At 52.9% G+C, this 15,262-nt stretch carries 23 protein-coding genes; 7 read left to right on the plus strand and 16 right to left on the minus strand.

What is annotated here, in order from left to right; genetic code table 11:
* Together ACA373_RS18025 and ACA373_RS18030 are read left to right on the plus strand one after the other, a co-directional pair.
* Positions 1–196: hypothetical protein (locus tag ACA373_RS18025; protein ID WP_370734923.1), on the plus strand; the 196-nt coding region annotated here is incomplete at its 5' end.
* 165 nt (positions 197–361) lie between these two features.
* Positions 362–916 carry a gamma carbonic anhydrase family protein gene (locus ACA373_RS18030; RefSeq protein WP_301253475.1) on the plus strand — a complete coding sequence of 185 codons (555 nt, stop codon included), beginning with the start codon at positions 362–364 and terminating at the stop codon, positions 914–916.
* On the opposite strand, the gene ACA373_RS18035 is transcribed toward ACA373_RS18030, so the two are convergent.
* From ACA373_RS18035 to dprA, 6 genes are read right to left on the minus strand one after another with little or no spacing between them, the layout of a single operon-like run.
* Entirely contained in the window at positions 892–1,143 is a 252-nt protein-coding gene (locus ACA373_RS18035; RefSeq protein ID WP_301253474.1) for a DUF1488 domain-containing protein, read from the minus strand. The two genes, ACA373_RS18030 and ACA373_RS18035, sit on opposite strands and share 25 nt — an antisense overlap.
* Positions 1,140–1,958: a shikimate dehydrogenase gene (gene aroE, locus ACA373_RS18040; RefSeq protein WP_301253473.1), complete on the minus strand. Its 819-nt coding sequence runs from the start codon at positions 1,956–1,958 to the stop codon at positions 1,140–1,142. Before aroE ends, ACA373_RS18035 begins: the two co-directional genes overlap by 4 nt.
* 3 nt (positions 1,959–1,961) lie before the next feature.
* Positions 1,962–2,534, minus strand: coding sequence for an L-threonylcarbamoyladenylate synthase type 1 TsaC (gene tsaC, locus ACA373_RS18045; protein ID WP_369897003.1), 573 nt, complete (start codon positions 2,532–2,534; stop codon positions 1,962–1,964).
* Positions 2,524–3,081: a topoisomerase DNA-binding C4 zinc finger domain-containing protein gene (locus ACA373_RS18050; protein WP_369897005.1), complete on the minus strand. Its 558-nt coding sequence runs from the start codon at positions 3,079–3,081 to the stop codon at positions 2,524–2,526. Before ACA373_RS18050 ends, tsaC begins: the two co-directional genes overlap by 11 nt.
* Positions 3,082–3,106: 25 nt before the next feature.
* The gene (gene smg / locus ACA373_RS18055; protein WP_125290971.1) at positions 3,107–3,580 is read right to left on the minus strand and encodes a DUF494 family protein Smg; all 474 of its coding nucleotides are present in this window, start codon (positions 3,578–3,580) and stop codon (positions 3,107–3,109) included.
* Positions 3,552–4,676, minus strand: a complete 1,125-nt coding sequence (gene dprA / locus ACA373_RS18060; protein ID WP_253457759.1) for a DNA-protecting protein DprA — start codon at positions 4,674–4,676, stop codon at positions 3,552–3,554. The genes smg and dprA overlap by 29 nt, the downstream gene beginning before the upstream one ends.
* Positions 4,677–4,795: 119 nt before the next feature.
* Here dprA and def point away from each other — a divergent pair, with 119 nt between their 5' ends.
* The 5 genes from def (at position 4,796) to mscL (ending at position 9,589) form a co-directional block, all read left to right on the plus strand.
* Positions 4,796–5,305, plus strand: a complete 510-nt coding sequence (def, locus tag ACA373_RS18065; RefSeq protein WP_125290972.1) for a peptide deformylase — start codon at positions 4,796–4,798, stop codon at positions 5,303–5,305.
* A gap of 24 nt (positions 5,306–5,329) precedes the next feature.
* Entirely contained in the window at positions 5,330–6,274 is a 945-nt protein-coding gene (gene fmt / locus ACA373_RS18070) for a methionyl-tRNA formyltransferase (RefSeq protein ID WP_301253470.1), read from the plus strand.
* Positions 6,275–6,317: 43 nt separating this feature from the next.
* Positions 6,318–7,607: a 16S rRNA (cytosine(967)-C(5))-methyltransferase RsmB gene (rsmB, locus tag ACA373_RS18075; RefSeq protein WP_370734924.1), complete on the plus strand. Its 1,290-nt coding sequence runs from the start codon at positions 6,318–6,320 to the stop codon at positions 7,605–7,607.
* A 54-nt stretch (positions 7,608–7,661) separates the two neighbouring features.
* A complete protein-coding gene (trkA, locus tag ACA373_RS18080) occupies positions 7,662–9,038 on the plus strand; it encodes a Trk system potassium transporter TrkA (protein WP_301253468.1) in 1,377 nt (458 codons plus the stop codon).
* A 140-nt stretch (positions 9,039–9,178) separates the two neighbouring features.
* On the plus strand, positions 9,179–9,589 hold the full coding sequence (gene mscL, locus ACA373_RS18085) for a large-conductance mechanosensitive channel protein MscL (protein WP_125290976.1): 411 nt from the start codon (positions 9,179–9,181) through the stop codon (positions 9,587–9,589).
* Here the strand turns inward: mscL and ACA373_RS18090 are convergent.
* The 10 genes from ACA373_RS18090 to secY all read right to left on the minus strand — a co-directional run bounded on the left by ACA373_RS18090 (position 9,522) and on the right by secY (position 15,262).
* A complete protein-coding gene (locus tag ACA373_RS18090; protein ID WP_301289652.1) occupies positions 9,522–9,827 on the minus strand; it encodes an alternative ribosome-rescue factor A in 306 nt (101 codons plus the stop codon). The two genes, mscL and ACA373_RS18090, sit on opposite strands and share 68 nt — an antisense overlap.
* Positions 9,828–9,881: 54 nt before the next feature.
* Positions 9,882–10,304, minus strand: a complete 423-nt coding sequence (zntR, locus tag ACA373_RS18095) for a Zn(2+)-responsive transcriptional regulator (protein ID WP_253457748.1) — start codon at positions 10,302–10,304, stop codon at positions 9,882–9,884.
* A complete protein-coding gene (locus ACA373_RS18100) occupies positions 10,292–10,675 on the minus strand; it encodes a DUF1992 domain-containing protein (protein ID WP_253457745.1) in 384 nt (127 codons plus the stop codon). The genes zntR and ACA373_RS18100 overlap by 13 nt, the downstream gene beginning before the upstream one ends.
* A 116-nt stretch (positions 10,676–10,791) precedes the next feature.
* Positions 10,792–11,175, minus strand: a complete 384-nt coding sequence (gene rplQ, locus ACA373_RS18105; RefSeq protein WP_120458461.1) for a 50S ribosomal protein L17 — start codon at positions 11,173–11,175, stop codon at positions 10,792–10,794.
* Positions 11,176–11,215: 40 nt separating this feature from the next.
* Entirely contained in the window at positions 11,216–12,205 is a 990-nt protein-coding gene (gene rpoA / locus ACA373_RS18110) for a DNA-directed RNA polymerase subunit alpha (RefSeq protein ID WP_002919219.1), read from the minus strand.
* A 25-nt stretch (positions 12,206–12,230) separates the two neighbouring features.
* Positions 12,231–12,851 carry a 30S ribosomal protein S4 gene (rpsD, locus tag ACA373_RS18115; RefSeq protein ID WP_004160561.1) on the minus strand — a complete coding sequence of 207 codons (621 nt, stop codon included), beginning with the start codon at positions 12,849–12,851 and terminating at the stop codon, positions 12,231–12,233.
* 32 nt (positions 12,852–12,883) lie between these two features.
* Positions 12,884–13,273 carry a 30S ribosomal protein S11 gene (gene rpsK, locus ACA373_RS18120; RefSeq protein WP_034899652.1) on the minus strand — a complete coding sequence of 130 codons (390 nt, stop codon included), beginning with the start codon at positions 13,271–13,273 and terminating at the stop codon, positions 12,884–12,886.
* A 16-nt stretch (positions 13,274–13,289) separates the two neighbouring features.
* The gene (gene rpsM / locus ACA373_RS18125) at positions 13,290–13,646 is read right to left on the minus strand and encodes a 30S ribosomal protein S13 (RefSeq protein WP_048917626.1); all 357 of its coding nucleotides are present in this window, start codon (positions 13,644–13,646) and stop codon (positions 13,290–13,292) included.
* A 135-nt stretch (positions 13,647–13,781) separates the two neighbouring features.
* On the minus strand, positions 13,782–13,898 hold the full coding sequence (gene rpmJ / locus ACA373_RS18130; protein ID WP_004160566.1) for a 50S ribosomal protein L36: 117 nt from the start codon (positions 13,896–13,898) through the stop codon (positions 13,782–13,784).
* A gap of 32 nt (positions 13,899–13,930) precedes the next feature.
* Complete coding sequence (secY, locus tag ACA373_RS18135) at positions 13,931–15,262, minus strand: preprotein translocase subunit SecY (RefSeq protein ID WP_124233601.1); 1,332 nt, start codon at positions 15,260–15,262, stop codon at positions 13,931–13,933.

A 15,262-nucleotide genomic window follows, 5' to 3' on the forward strand; every position in this document is an offset into this window, starting at 1 on the left:
ATTGTTAAAGAGCGTTGCGGCCAGTGCTTTCGCTTCCTGCCGCGAGGTGGCGTATATTACGCTTTCCTCCTTCAGAGTCAACCTCTTTTTCAGAAGTTTTTCTCCGGCGATTCAGCTTCCTGAACCTCCTGAGCCGCTGGCTGTAAGCCGTTGTGCCGTCTCAGTGGTTGCGCATTATAGGGATCCGTTCGGATAGCACAACCCTTTTTTTGATCTTTCTTTTCGACCGCTGATTTTTCACGCTTATCGTTGTGATAACGGACAATTTGCACAAAAATAGCGCTGATTTTAGTGAAGTTATTGATCGTTATTAGCCTGGGATGCCAGGCTTCATGGATCCTTTTATAAATGAGAGGCAGTTATGTCCGGAAATTTACGTCCTTATAAAGATACGTATCCCCAATGCGGCGAACGCGTCATGGTCGATGCTTCAAGCGTGGTGGTTGGTGAGGTGCAGTTAAATGATGACGTCAGTATCTGGCCGTTGGTTGCCATCCGGGGGGATGTAAATCGCGTTGTTATCGGTAAACGCAGTAATATTCAGGATGGCAGCGTACTGCATGTTACCCACAGGTCTTCTGCTAACCCGGAAGGCTTTCCGCTGATGGTCGGGGAAGATGTTACGGTTGGCCATAAGGCCATGCTCCATGGTTGCAGCATTGGTAATCGTGTACTGGTTGGCATGGGCTCGATACTGCTGGATGGCGTAATAGTAGAAGACGACGTCATGATTGGTGCAGGTAGCCTGGTACCGCCGGGTAAACGGCTGGCCAGCGGCTTTCTTTATTTAGGCAGCCCGGTAAAACAGATTCGGCCGCTTACTGAAGCTGAAATCAGCGGCCTGCTTTATTCATCTAACAACTATGTGAAATGGAAAGATGACTATCTGGCTCAGGAAAGCCAGATCCAGCCCTGAGCGTCTTCCTTTTCCGCCTTGATCGCCGCTTCTGCTTCCTCCTCCAGATCCCAACGATGTTGGCGGAAGCTTTCTATTACTTCTTTATCTTTACCAAAGCGGCGGATCAGCGATTCGCCGTCAATGGCGCAAAGGATCTGAAAGCCGTTGACCAAAGCGGGAAAGCAGATGGCGTTCGCCGACTCATCCCACCATTCACGATCGGGAAACAGGATCGCCTGGTTCATCCCTGAAGTTCCGCCTGCAAAGTAGCAATCACGGGCGCGACATCAGGAAACACATCGTGCCATAAAAAGAATGACCAGGCCGCCTGCCCTACCAGCATTCCAAGCCCGTCCGCCCTATGCGTTGCGCCCCGCTCCCGGCACCAGTGCAGAAACGGCGTTGCGCCAGGCTGATAAAACATATCGTAGCAGCGGGTTTGCGGGCCGATTAGCGATGCCGGTATAGCCGGTATTTCTCCGCCAACGCCGCTGGAAGTGGCATTGATAATAAGATCAAACTGCCTTGCCTCCAGGCTGTCCATCGGTTCGGCAGTGATTTCGCCAGCCTGCCGAAAAAGCTCAGCTAATGTCTGCGCCTTCGCCAGCGTGCGGTTAGTAATAGTCAGATCACAGCGCAAAGACAGCAGAGGCAGGATCACACCGCGAGCAGCGCCGCCCGCGCCCACCAGCAGTACCCGGTCGCCAGGCTTGATCAACGACAGTCTTTCTAAATCGGTCAGCAGACCAATCCCATCGGTGTTGTCGCCCAGCAGCCGCCCGTCGTCCAGCTTCTTTATAGTATTGACCGCGCCCGCCAGCGAAGCCCGCTCGGTCAGTTCATCCACCAGCCGGTAAGCCTGCTCTTTAAAAGGCAGCGTCACGTTAGCGCCCGCGCCGCCCTGAGCAATAAAGTCCGCTACTGAACGATCGAATTCATCCACCGGCGCGCAAATACGACCGTAGGGATGAGGGATGCCGGTCTGCTCTGCAAAAAGCTGATGGATCCGTGGCGACTTGCTGTGATTAATCGGATTACCGAATACCGCAAAATTTCGCATTGTTTATCCCTGTCGAATCAGTTCGCCGGTTAAAGCATCGCGAATTTCAGAAGGATTGTTCCGTCCGCCTGTCTCAGACTGCAAAACGGGGAAATCTTTACCAAACTGCTGATGAACTTCCGCAGCGTGGCGGCAAGGCGGCAGGCCGGTAAGGTTGGCACTGGTGGACACCAGCGGCTTGCCGAAAGCCTCGCATAGCTGACGAACATCGGGATGGTCGCTGACCCGCACCGCCAGCGAATCAAACCGCCCTGTCAGCCAGCGAGGCGTAGTGTTGCGCGCCGGCACTACCCAGGTCACCGGGCCAGGCCAGAACGAGAACATCTTTTCTTTCTGTTCTGCCGTCAGCTGTGTTTCATCAAGGTAGGGCTGCAACTGTTGATAATCCGCCGCAATCAGGATTAATCCTTTTTCGACCGGACGCTGTTTTAACGCCAGTAGCGCCATGACGGCTGTTTCGCTGTCCGGGTTACATCCCAGACCAAATACCGCTTCGGTGGGATAAGCGATGACGGCATCCTGTCGTAAGTGCGCAAGGCAGGCATCCAGCGAGCCTGCCGGGTAGTTATTCTTCAATGCTGTTTCCTGCTGTAACGGGCTTGCCGCAGGCTTTGCTGGCACAAAAGCGCCTGACGCCGCGCGCGGTTTTTTTCTCAATTAATAGAGGGAAATGGCAAAGCTCACACTCGCCCTCTACCGGTGTAAAATTAACTGCAAACTGGCAGTCCGGATAACGATCGCAGGCATGAAACGTCTTGCCGTAGCGTGAACGCCGCTGCACCAGCTTTCCCTTCTCGCACTGTGGGCAGGCAAGCGTGGTTTCGTCGGGCTTATCGATGAGTTCCGTATGCGTGCAGTCGGGATAGCGGCTACAGCCGATGAACATGCCGTAGCGACCCTGACGTAAAGCCAGCTCCGCCTGGCAAACCGGGCAAAACTGGCCTTCAAGGATTTTAACAATATGGCCGTCGGCCTGGTTTTTAAGGGGGCGGATATAGTCGCATTCGGGATACGCTGAGCATCCCAGAAAAGCGCCGTGCTTTCCTGAACGAATGACCAGTTCCGCCCCGCACTGTGGGCAAGGCTCATTTTTTCGCACAGCGAAAAGCGCTGTTTTATTCATAGCATTTACGACACGAAGACGTTCTTCAGTGCACTATTCCTTCATTGACGTCAAAAAGAAGTTCTTCCATCTGTTGGTAGGCGTTTTCACATCCGGGGATGTTAAACAATACCATCAGCACCACCCATTTGAGATCTTCCAGATCGAACTCAAGCGTGTCCAGCGCCATAATACGCTCAATAACCATTTCCCGGGTTTCCAGATTCAGCACCTGAATTTGTTCCAGGAACAGAATGAATCCCCGGCAGTTGGCATCCAACCGCTGGCTCTCTTCTTCGGTATAAATCCTCATGGAAAGCGGATCGGCCGCCAGCAAAAAAGGCGCCGTCAGGCCATCCTGATAATCCGCCAGCTTTTCTAACCAGTTCAACGCATTATAAATATCTTCACGATGAAAACCGGCGTCGGTCAAATCGTCCGTCAATTTATCCTGATCGACGCGCATCTCTGCTTCGCTATGAATATACGTTTCAAATAAATACATCAGTACGTCGAACATGGCTTGCCCTCCTCAATCGGACATAGCCGCCGGGTACAGCTGCGATCCACCCTGCTAACTCCAGCTCAAGCAGCTTAGCTACGATAACTGGCACAGGCTGGCAGGCACGTTCAGCGACGACGTCAACAGGTGTAACCTCATCTCCTACGTTAGCCAACACCTCGGGAAATGGCAATGAACTATTGTCTTCCACAGCAGAATATATTGTTGAGTTTTTCGCCAGGGGTAACCATTTCAAATCGCTTTGTAACTGTTCAAGGATAGTATTGGGATGCGCGGTCAACAGCGCGCCCTGCTGAATAAGCCAGTGCGTGCCTTCACTACCGGGATTGCCGATCGCGCCAGGCAGCGCATAAACATCACGATTTTGCTCTAAAGCCAGCCTGGCGGTTACCAGCGAGCCGCTTTTCAGGGCCGCTTCCACCACCAGCACGCCCAGGCTCAAGCCGCTGATAATTCTGTTACGCCAGGGAAAATGCCAGGCGAACGGCGCAGCGGCAAGCGGGAATTCAGAAACCAGCGCGCCGCCCCCGGCAACAATCGCTTTCGCCAACGAAAGATGCTGGCGAGGATAGATTTTCATCAGCCCGCCCCCTAATACCGCCAGCGTTTTTCCCTTTACCTCTAATGCGGCCCTGTGGGCAACGCTATCGATGCCCAGCGCGAGCCCACTGGTAATGGTAATGCCGCTGAGCGCCAGCGTTTGTGTAAAGAAGGTTCCCCAGTTTCTGCCGTAGGCGGAGCAGCTGCGGCTGCCGATAACCGCTATCTGCGGCGTGGTCAGCAGCGCCGGATCGCCCTGAACAAAAAGGGCGGTGGGGAAATCGTGGATGTTTTTCAGTAAAGGAGGATACGCAGGGCTGTCGCAGGCAATAAAGTAGTGGTTATCCTGTTCCAGCCAGGCGAGCGTGCTGTTGATGACCGTCCGGTCATAAGCCAGAAAAGCCTCGGCTTGCTCAGCCCGCAGGCCCGCTTCAAGAAGCGTATTTTTATCCAGCGCCGTCTTGCATTGCAGCCTGGCGACGATCGCTTCACGCTGTAGCGCGGACAATTGCTTTACGGCTGACAGACGCAGCCAAATCTCCGTTGCCGTCATCGGTGCCATCCCTGCCCTGGGCTTTGGTTAACGTAGCGGGAATGCTGTCAATCATGAGGCGAAATGTCTACAATAAGAGGGATAAATCTCTTATTCCTTGAACACAAATCTGGAAAGTTATGTCCGTTTTGCAGGTATTACATTATCCCGACGATCGTCTTCGCATCGTCGCTAAGCCCGTGGCGGAAGTAAACGCCGATATTCAGCGTATCGTTGATGATATGTTCGACACCATGTATGCCGAAGAAGGTATTGGCCTGGCGGCGACGCAGGTCGATATTCATCAGCGCATTATCGTTATCGACGTTTCAGAAAACCGCGACGAGCGTCTGGTGCTGATCAACCCGGAGCTGCTGGAAAAAAGCGGCGATACCGGTATTGAAGAAGGCTGCCTCTCTATTCCGGAACAGCGGGCACTGGTGCCGCGCGCCGAAAAAGTGAAAATCCGCGCGCTGGATCGTGAAGGCAAAAGCTATGAGCTGGAAGCGGACGGCCTGCTGGCTATCTGTATTCAGCACGAAATGGATCATCTGGTCGGCAAGCTGTTTATCGATTACCTGTCGCCGCTGAAGCGCGATCGTATTCGTAAAAAGCTGGAGAAACTCTATCGCCAGACAGCTCAGGACTGATGAACATCTGAAGAAGGGAACCCCGTGTCCGACTCTTTAAACATTATCTTTGCCGGCACGCCTGACTTTGCAGCGCGTCATCTTGATGCGCTGCTGTCGTCCAGCCACAAAGTAGTAGGCGTTTTTACCCAGCCCGACCGACCGGCGGGCCGCGGCAACAAGCTGACGGCCAGCCCGGTTAAACAGCTGGCTGAGCAGCATGGTATTCCCGTGTTTCAGCCAAAATCCCTGCGTCCCGAAGAAAACCAGCAGCTGGTTGCCGATCTGCATGCTGACGTTATGGTCGTGGTGGCTTATGGCCTGATCCTGCCGGCCGCCGTGCTGGCTATGCCGCGCCTGGGCTGTATTAACGTACACGGTTCGCTGCTGCCAAAATGGCGCGGCGCGGCGCCTATCCAGCGTTCGCTCTGGGCTGGCGATGCGAAAACCGGCGTGACCATCATGCAGATGGATGTAGGCCTGGATACCGGCGATATGCTGCACAAGCTGGCCTGCCCGATTGAAGCGGACGATACCAGCGCCAGCCTCTATCAGAAGCTGGCCGAACTTGGCCCGCAGGGCATGCTGACCACGCTTGAGCAGCTTGCCAGCGGCAGCGCGCAGCCGGAAGTACAGGATGAAGCGCTGGTTAGCTATGCGGAAAAGCTCAGTAAAGAAGAAGCGAAGCTGGACTGGACGCTATCCGCCGCCCAGCTGGAACGCTGCATTCGCGCTTTTAATCCCTGGCCGGTCAGCTATTTCACTATTGACGACCAGCCGGTCAAAGTGTGGAAAGCCTCGGTATTGCCGCACGTGGCAAAACAGCCTGGCGAAATTGTGCAGGCGGACAAAAACGGCATCCAGATTGCGACGGCCGATGGCGTTCTCAATATCGAAGAGCTACAGCCTGCCGGTAAAAAAGCCATGAAGGCGCAGGACCTGCTGAACTCCCGCCGTGAATGGTTTAATCCTGGCAACATCCTTGCCTGACTCCTCGCCCGACCTCGTGTCGGGCGATATTTAAAGCGATCCTATGAAAAAAAATACCAATCTGCGCAGCGTGGCTGCCGAGACTATTGAGAAAGTAGTCGAGCGTGGCGAGTCATTAAGCACCGTGCTGCCTGTCGCGCAAAAATTGCTGGCGGAAAAAGACGCCGCGCTGCTACAGGAGCTTTGCTATGGCGTGTTGCGTACGCTGCCGCAGCTGGAGTGGGTTATCAGTCAGCTGATGGAGCGCCCGCTTACCGGAAAGCAACGCGCCCTTCATTTCCTGATTATGGTGGGTCTTTACCAGCTGATGTTTACCCGTATCCCTGCTCACGCTGCGCTGGCGGAGACGGTGGAAGGCGCGGTCGCACTCAAACGGCAGCAGTTGAAGGGGCTGATCAACGGCGTACTGCGCCAGTTCCAGCGCAAGCAGGAGGAACTGACGACGGCGATGGCCGAAGGCGATCAGCAGTACCTGCATCCAAAATGGCTGCTGGCAAGGCTCAGAAACGCCTGGCCCGAGCAGTGGCCGCAAATCGTGGACGCTAACAACCAGCGCCCGCCAATGTGGCTGCGCGTTAATCGACAGCATCACAGCCGTGAAGCGTGGCTGACGCTGCTGCAGGAAGCCGGTAAAAATGCCGAGCCGCATCCGGTGCACAAGGATGCTCTACGGCTTGAAGCTCCCTGCCCGGTCTCGCAGCTACCCGGATTCGATCTGGGCTGGGTAACGGTACAGGATGCCTCTGCCCAAGGCTGTGTCGCCTTGCTCGATCCGCAAAACGGCGAAACGATTCTGGATCTCTGCGCCGCGCCGGGCGGTAAAACCACGCATATTCTGGAAGCCGCGCCTGAAGCCAGCGTGCTGGCCGTAGATATCGATGCAAAGCGGCTGGCCAGGGTCAGCGAAAATTTGCAGCGGCTGAATATGACTGCCGAAGTGAAAGTCGGCGATGGGACAGCGCCTGAACAATGGTGCGGCGACAGGCAGTTCGATCGCATTTTATTGGATGCGCCATGCTCGGCAACCGGCGTTATTCGTCGTCATCCGGATATTAAATGGCTGCGTCGCGACCGCGATATTCCCGAACTGGCGGCTATTCAGCAGCAAATTCTGGATGCTGTCTGGCCACATCTGAAGCCCGGCGGGACTTTGCTCTATGCTACCTGTTCGGTTCTGCCGGAAGAAAACCATCTGCAGGTTGCGGCATTCTTAGCGCGTCATACTGATGCTACGCTGAGTGATACCGGTGACGAAAAGCAGCCAGGGATTCAGGTTTTTCCTGATGCTCAGGGCGGTGACGGGTTTTATTATGCGAAGCTGGTAAAAAAATAACGTAGCGGCCGGCACGTCCGGCCTAATCCATTTTCCTGAACAGACTGAAGCACAATGAAAATCATTATTCTTGGCGCCGGTCAGGTCGGCGGCACGCTTGCCGAAAACCTGGTAGGTGAAAACAACGATATTACCGTGGTGGATACGGATTCCGGTCGCCTGCGTCAGTTACAGGATAAATACGATTTACGCGTTGTGCAGGGCCACGGTTCCCATCCACGGGTGCTGCGTGAAGCGGGCGCGGAAGATGCCGATATGCTGGTAGCGGTAACCAGCTCGGACGAAACCAATATGGTTGCCTGCCAGGTAGCCTACTCTCTTTTTAATACGCCAAACCGTATCGCCCGTATTCGCGCGCCGGACTATCTGCGCGATGCCGAGCGGCTCTTTATCCCGGAAGCCGTGCCGATTGATCATTTGATCTCGCCAGAACAGCTGGTTATTGACAATATTTACCGGCTAATCGAATATCCGGGCGCGCTACAGGTGGTCAATTTCGCCGAAGGCAAGGTCAGCCTGGCGGTAGTAAAAGCCTATTATGGCGGGCCGCTGGTCGGTAATCCTCTGGCGATCATGCGTGAGCATATGCCGCACATTGATACGCGCGTCGCCGCTATCTTCCGTCAGGACCGCCCTATCCGTCCGCAGGGTTCAACGATTGTGGAAGCAGGCGACGAGGTCTTTTTTATCGCCGCAAGCCAGCATATCCGTGCCGTAATGAGCGAATACCAGCGTCTGGAAAAGCCCTATAAGCGCATTATGATTGTTGGCGGCGGTAATATTGGATCGGGTCTGGCACAGCGGCTGGAAAAAAATTACAGCGTAAAACTGATTGAACGTAATCAGCAGCGCGCCGCCGAGCTGGCCGAGCTGCTGCAAAACACCATCGTCTTTTACGGCGATGCGTCGGATCAGGAACTGCTGGCCGAAGAGCATATCGATCAGATCGATCTTTTTATTGCCATTACCAATGACGACGAAGCTAATATCATGTCGGCAATGCTGGCGAAGAAGATGGGCGCGAAGAAAGTGATGGTGCTGATCCAGCGAAAAGCCTACGTCGATCTGGTGCAGGGCAGCGTGATCGATATCGCCATCTCGCCGCAGCAGGCGACGATTTCTGCGCTGCTGGGCCACGTGCGTAAGGCCGATATTGTCGGCGTCTCCTCGCTGCGCCGTGGCGTGGCCGAAGCGATCGAGGCGATCGCGCATGGGGACGAAACCACCTCGCGCGTTGTCGGCAGATCGATTGACGATATCAAGCTGCCGCCGGGGACTATTATTGGCGCGGTTGTGCGCGGCGATGATGTAATGATCGCTAACGACAATCTGCGGATCGAACAAGGCGATCATGTGATCATGTTCCTGACCGACAAGAAATTTGTGCCAGACGTGGAAAGACTGTTCCAGCCCAGCCCGTTCTTTTTATAACGCTTCGCGCTGCCAGGGACTGGCGCCGTGTTACCCCTTAGCGCTGCTCTTTTCACCCGTCTTGTTTTTCTCCGCCGTTAACATGGCAAAAGCCGGTTCGTTTGTTAGACTTACTCACTGGCACAGGAAAGGAGATAACAATGAGTTTATTCAAAGAGTTTCGCGATTTCGCTATGCGCGGCAACGTTGTCGATCTGGCGGTCGGTGTAATTATTGGTGCCGCATTCGGTAAGATCGTTTCTTCTTTAGTGGCGAACATTATTATGCCGCCGCTGGGATTATTGATTGGTGGAATAGACTTTAAACAGTTTGGCTGGGTACTGAAACCTGCCGTCGGCGATGCGCCTGCGGTTGTGATGCAGTACGGTATCTTCCTACAGAACGTTTTTGATTTTATCATCGTGGCTTTCGCTATCTTCCTGGCTATTAAGCTGATGAACAAGCTGCACAAGAAGAAAGAAGTTGAAAAGCCTGCGCCTAAAATCAGCGCGGAAGAAACGCTGCTGACTGAAATCCGTGATTTGCTGAAGCAGAAAAACGGTCAGATCTGACAGTACCAGTAAAAAAAGAACCGCCTTCAAGGGCGGTTTTTTTATGGCCTGAAAGCAGAAGGCCAGTGGTAAAGTCTGCTTTACCACTGGCCTCCCGGGCTACGTGCTTGTCCTTACGCCGATAGCTGCCTTTGCCTTTTTTATTTGCTTCGATACGCGTTTTGAACAGCGGATCGTGTAGTAAAGCCTCCAGCGCGTTATCGCGAATGGTGCCTTTCTTGTGCTGATATTTAGTCATATACCTTCCTTATGGTTGAATCGGCAATGAATATAGAACTCAAACGGCAAAAGATCAATCCGCCGTCGGGGCCAGCGCGCCTTTTTCTAACGCTTCCAGTATAGAGCAGTAAACGCTGCTGTGAGCCGTCCCGCAGCAGGCATCATTCAGCCTGGTCAGTGAACGCTGCATATGTTGCAGTTCAGCGATCATGCTTTCGACTTCCTGCAGTCTCGTTTGCACAATAGTTTTCGACTCCTGACAGGTATGGTGTTCAGGATCGATGCGGATCGAAAGCAGTTCACGAATGGCTTCCAGACTAAAGCCCAGCTGTCTGCCATAACGAATAAACCGCAGCCGCTGAAGATCGTTCTGGCTATAGAGCCGGAAACCGCCTTCCGTGCGGATCTCATGATCCATCATTTGCTGCTTTTCATAATAGCGGATCGTATCGGGCGTTACGTCCGCCAGTTTCGCCAGCTGACCTATTTTATACATGCCTTTTCTCCAAAAAGCCGCTGCTGTAATTGCCCGCCATACTCGCTCCTGAGGAAGTCGGTACTCATTCCTGCCTGCCTGAGCTTGCTTTCTAAAAGCGCGAGGTGTTTAGCATGTTGAGCATAGCGCTCATCCGTGGGTTCGATACCGGCAAGCAGTTCGTTGAGCTCCACCGCTTCGCGACGCATTTCCAGCTCGGGCGGGAGGAAACCGGAATTCTTCATCAGGCGATACGCCGCGCGCAGTTCGGGCGGCACGTGACTGTCGTCATCCAGCGCCAGCTTTTTACCGCTACCGGGCAGATTATCGAATTCACCCTTTTTTTGGGCTTCAGCAATGTGCTGTTCTACCAGCTGGTCAAATAACCACATCATGACCTCGTGGACGGGGGAAAGAACAAACAGGATAGCGCGTTGTAAAAGGGAGGGGAAATTTCAGATATAAAAAAACCGGGCATACGCCCGGTTTTTCCAGATTGCGGCAGATATTACTCTGCTGCTTCTGCTTGAGCTTCTGGACGATCAACCAGCTCGATGTAAGCCATCGGAGCGTTGTCACCAGCGCGGAAGCCACACTTCAGAATACGAGTGTATCCACCGGCACGGCTCGCGAAACGCGGGCCCAGCTCGTTAAACAGTTTTGCCACGATCTCGTTATCACGAGTGCGGGCGAATGCCAGACGACGATTAGCTACGCTGTCGGTCTTGGCAAGAGTAATCAGCGGCTCAACTACACGACGCAGCTCTTTCGCTTTTGGCAGGGTCGTCTTGATGATTTCATGACGAACCAAAGAGCCTGCCATGTTGCGGAACATAGCCTGGCGATGGCTGCTGTTGCGGTTCAGTTGACGACCACTCTTACGATGGCGCATGACCTTATCCTTCTCAGTGAAACCTTAACCTGTGATCGGGTTATTCATCAGCGATGCTAGCGGGCGGCCAGTTTTCCAGGCGCATGCCCAGAGACAGACCACGAGAAGCCAGCACGTCTTTAATCTCGGTAAGAGATTTTTTACCAAGGTTAGGCGTTTTAAGCAGCTCAACCTCGGTACGCTGTACCAGATCACCGATGTAGTGGATAGCTTCTGCCTTAAGGCAGTTAGCAGAGCGGACAGTCAATTCCAGATCGTCAACAGGGCGCAGCAGGATCGGATCGAATTCTGGTTTCTCTTCTTTCACTTCCGGCTGACGTACATCACGTAAGTCAACGAAAGCTTCCAGTTGTTCAGCCAGAATGGTTGCCGCACGGCGGATCGCTTCTTCAGGATCGATAGTGCCGTTGGTTTCCATTTCGATGACCAGCTTGTCCAGGTCAGTACGCTGTTCTACACGCGCTGCTTCAACATTGTAGGCAATACGCTCTACAGGGCTGTAGCAGGCGTCGACCAACAGACGACCGATCGGGCGCTCATCTTCTTCCGAATGAATTCGGGCAGAAGCCGGCACATAACCACGACCGCGCTGAACTTTGATACGCATGCTGATAGCCGCGTTCTCATCAGTCAGGTGGCAGATCACGTGCTGCGGCTTGACGATTTCGACATCACCATCATGGGTGATATCGGCTGCAGTCACAGGGCCAATGCCAGATTTATTCAGAGTAAGAATAACTTCATCTTTCCCCTGAACTCTTACCGCCAGCCCTTTCAGGTTGAGCAGGATTTCCAGGATATCTTCCTGTACGCCCTCTTTGGTGCTGTACTCATGTAGTACACCATCAATTTCAACCTCGGTCACCGCGCAACCCGGCATTGATGAAAGCAGAATACGGCGCAGTGCGTTACCAAGAGTATGGCCAAAGCCACGCTCTAAAGGCTCAAGGGTCACCTTGGCGTGCGTCGAACTCACTTGCTCGATATCTACCAGGCGCGGTTTTAGAAACTCTGTCACAGAACCCTGCATTGTGTCCTCTCTTTGGTACTAAGCTTTACTTGGAGTAAAGCTCGACGATCAGGTGTTCGTTAATGTCCGCAGACAGATCGGTACGTTCAGGAATACGTTTGAACACACCTTCCATCTTAGTTGCATCAACTTCCAGCCAGGTTGGCTTTTCACGCTGCTCAGCCAGCTCCAGAGCGGCTTTCACGCGAGACTGCTTTTTGGCTTTCTCACGGATGCTAACAACGTCATTCGGAGTTACCTGATAAGAAGCGATGCTAACAACGCGACCATTTACCATGATGGATTTGTGGCTAACCAGCTGACGTGCTTCTGCACGAGTGGCGCCAAAGCCCATACGGTAAACAACGTTATCCAGACGACCTTCCAGCAGAGCTAACAGGTTTTCACCGGTGTTGCCTTTCAGACGTGCTGCTTCTTTATAATAGTTACGGAACTGACGCTCCAGCACGCCGTAGATACGACGAACTTTTTGCTTTTCACGTAACTGTACGCCATAGTCAGACAGACGCGGTTTACGCGCACCGTGCTGGCCAGGGGCTTGTTCAATCTTACACTTGGTATCAATCGCGCGAACGCCAGACTTCAGGAAGAGGTCTGTACCTTCACGACGGCTCAGCTTGAGCTTAGGACCCAAATATCTTGCCATTTTCTTTCTCCAACATTCCTAAAAAACGAGCGTTATACGCGGCGTTTTTTCGGCGGACGACAACCGTTGTGAGGGATCGGAGTCACATCAGTAATATTAGTGATGCGGAAACCAGCAGCGTTCAGAGCACGAATCGTTGATTCGCGGCCTGGACCAGGACCCTTAACCATAACTTCCAGGTTCTTAATACCGTACTCTTTCACGGCGTCTGCGCAACGTTCAGCGGCAACCTGTGCAGCGAACGGCGTAGATTTACGAGAACCACGGAAACCGGAACCACCGGCTGTTGCCCAACCCAGCGCGTTACCCTGACGATCGGTAATGGTCACGATGGTGTTGTTGAAAGATGCATGGACATGAGCCACGCCATCAGAGACTTGCTTTCTTACACGCTTGCGTGCACGAACTGGTGCCTTTGCCATTATTCAATCACCCCGATTATTTCTTGATCGGTTTACGCGGACCCTTACGGGTACGTGCGTTGGTCTTGGTACGCTGACCGCGCACTGGAAGACCACGACGATGACGTAAACCACGATAGCAACCAAGGTCCATCAGACGCTTGATGCTCAGGGTGACTTCACGACGCAGATCGCCTTCAACAACAAACTTTGCAACTGCGTCACGCAGAATGTCGATTTGTTCTTCAGACAGCTCACTGATCTTAACATTTTCAGCGATTCCCGTTGATGCACAGATAGCCTGTGAGCGGGTCTTGCCGATACCGAAGATCGCGGTTAGTGCGATAACAGTATGTTTATGATCAGGAATGTTAATGCCTGCTATACGGGCCACTATGCACTCCTACTATTTAAATATGCGCCCCATGCTGAAAAGCCCGTTTTCAGGATACTCAAATGGAAACGCATAGACATACAAAAGATTGGCTGGCTAATCTAGCCAGCTCAACCCGACTTTGCAAGAAAAATATTAGCCCTGACGCTGTTTATGCTTAGGCTCGGCGCTGCAAATCACACGTACGACACCATCACGACGGATGATTTTGCAGTTACGACATAATTTCTTGACGGAAGCACGAACTTTCATTTTTACTCTCCGTAACTTCTCAAGCGCCTGAATTAACGGCCGTAGCCCTTCAGGTTTGCTTTCTTCAATGCAGACTCGTATTGACTGGACATCATCAGAGTTTGCACTTGAGCCATAAAGTCCATGATGACAACAACTACGATCAGCAGTGAAGTACCGCCGAAGTAGAATGGAACTTTCATCGCATCACGCATGAACTCCGGGATTAGGCAGATGAAAGTAATGTAGAGCGCACCCACTAACGTGAGGCGAGTCATTACTTTATCGATGTACTTCGCCGTCTGTTCTCCCGGACGAATTCCTGGTACAAATGCACCAGACTTCTTCAGGTTATCTGCTGTTTCACGCGGGTTGAAAACCAACGCCGTATAGAAGAAACAGAAGAAGATGATTGCAGTCGCATAGAGTAACACATAAAGCGGTTGACCAGGCTGCAAATACATTGAAATAGTCGTCAGCCAGTTCCAACCGGTTCCGCCCCCGAACCATGAAGCTATGGTCGCCGGGAACAGGATAATGCTGGAAGCAAAGATTGCCGGGATAACCCCTGCCATATTCACTTTCAACGGTAAATGTGTGCTCTGCGCAGCATAGACACGACGGCCTTGCTGACGTTTCGCATAGTTCACCACAATGCGGCGTTGACCACGCTCAACGAAAACAACGAAGAAGGTCACTGCAAATACAAGAACTGCAACCAACAGCAACAGGAGGAAGTGCAGGTCGCCTTGCCGCGCTTGCTCGATGGTATGGCCAATGGCCGGCGGCAGTCCCGCAACAATACCAGCGAAGATTATGATGGAGATACCGTTGCCGATACCCCGCTCAGTAATCTGTTCACCCAGCCACATCAGGAACATTGTCCCGGTCACCAGGCTGACAACAGCGGTAAAGTAGAAGGCAAAGCCTGGGTTTAACACCAGGCCCTGCATTCCAGGCATATTCGGCAGACCGGTAGCAATACCGATAGACTGAAATATGCCCAGTACCAGTGTGCCGTAGCGGGTGTACTGGCTAATCTTACGACGGCCAGCCTCCCCTTCTTTCTTTATTTCTGCCAGCGCGGGATGAACCACGGTCAGCAGCTGGATAATAATCGAGGCCGAAATATACGGCATAATACCCAGGGCAAAGATAGAAGCACGGCTCAGAGCACCACCAGAGAACATGTTGAACATTTCAATGATGGTGCCACGCTGTTGCTCAAGCAGTTTGGCAAGTACAGTGGCATCGATACCAGGGATTGGAATAAAAGAGCCAATGCGGAATACAATCAGCGCACCAATCACAAACAGAAGTCTGCGTTTTAGTTCGCCAAAACCACCTTTGGCACTTTGAAAATCTAATCCCGGTTGCTTAGCCAT

Source organism: Erwinia sp. STN24, from assembly GCF_041320675.1.
GTDB lineage: Bacteria > Pseudomonadota > Gammaproteobacteria > Enterobacterales > Enterobacteriaceae > Erwinia > Erwinia aeris.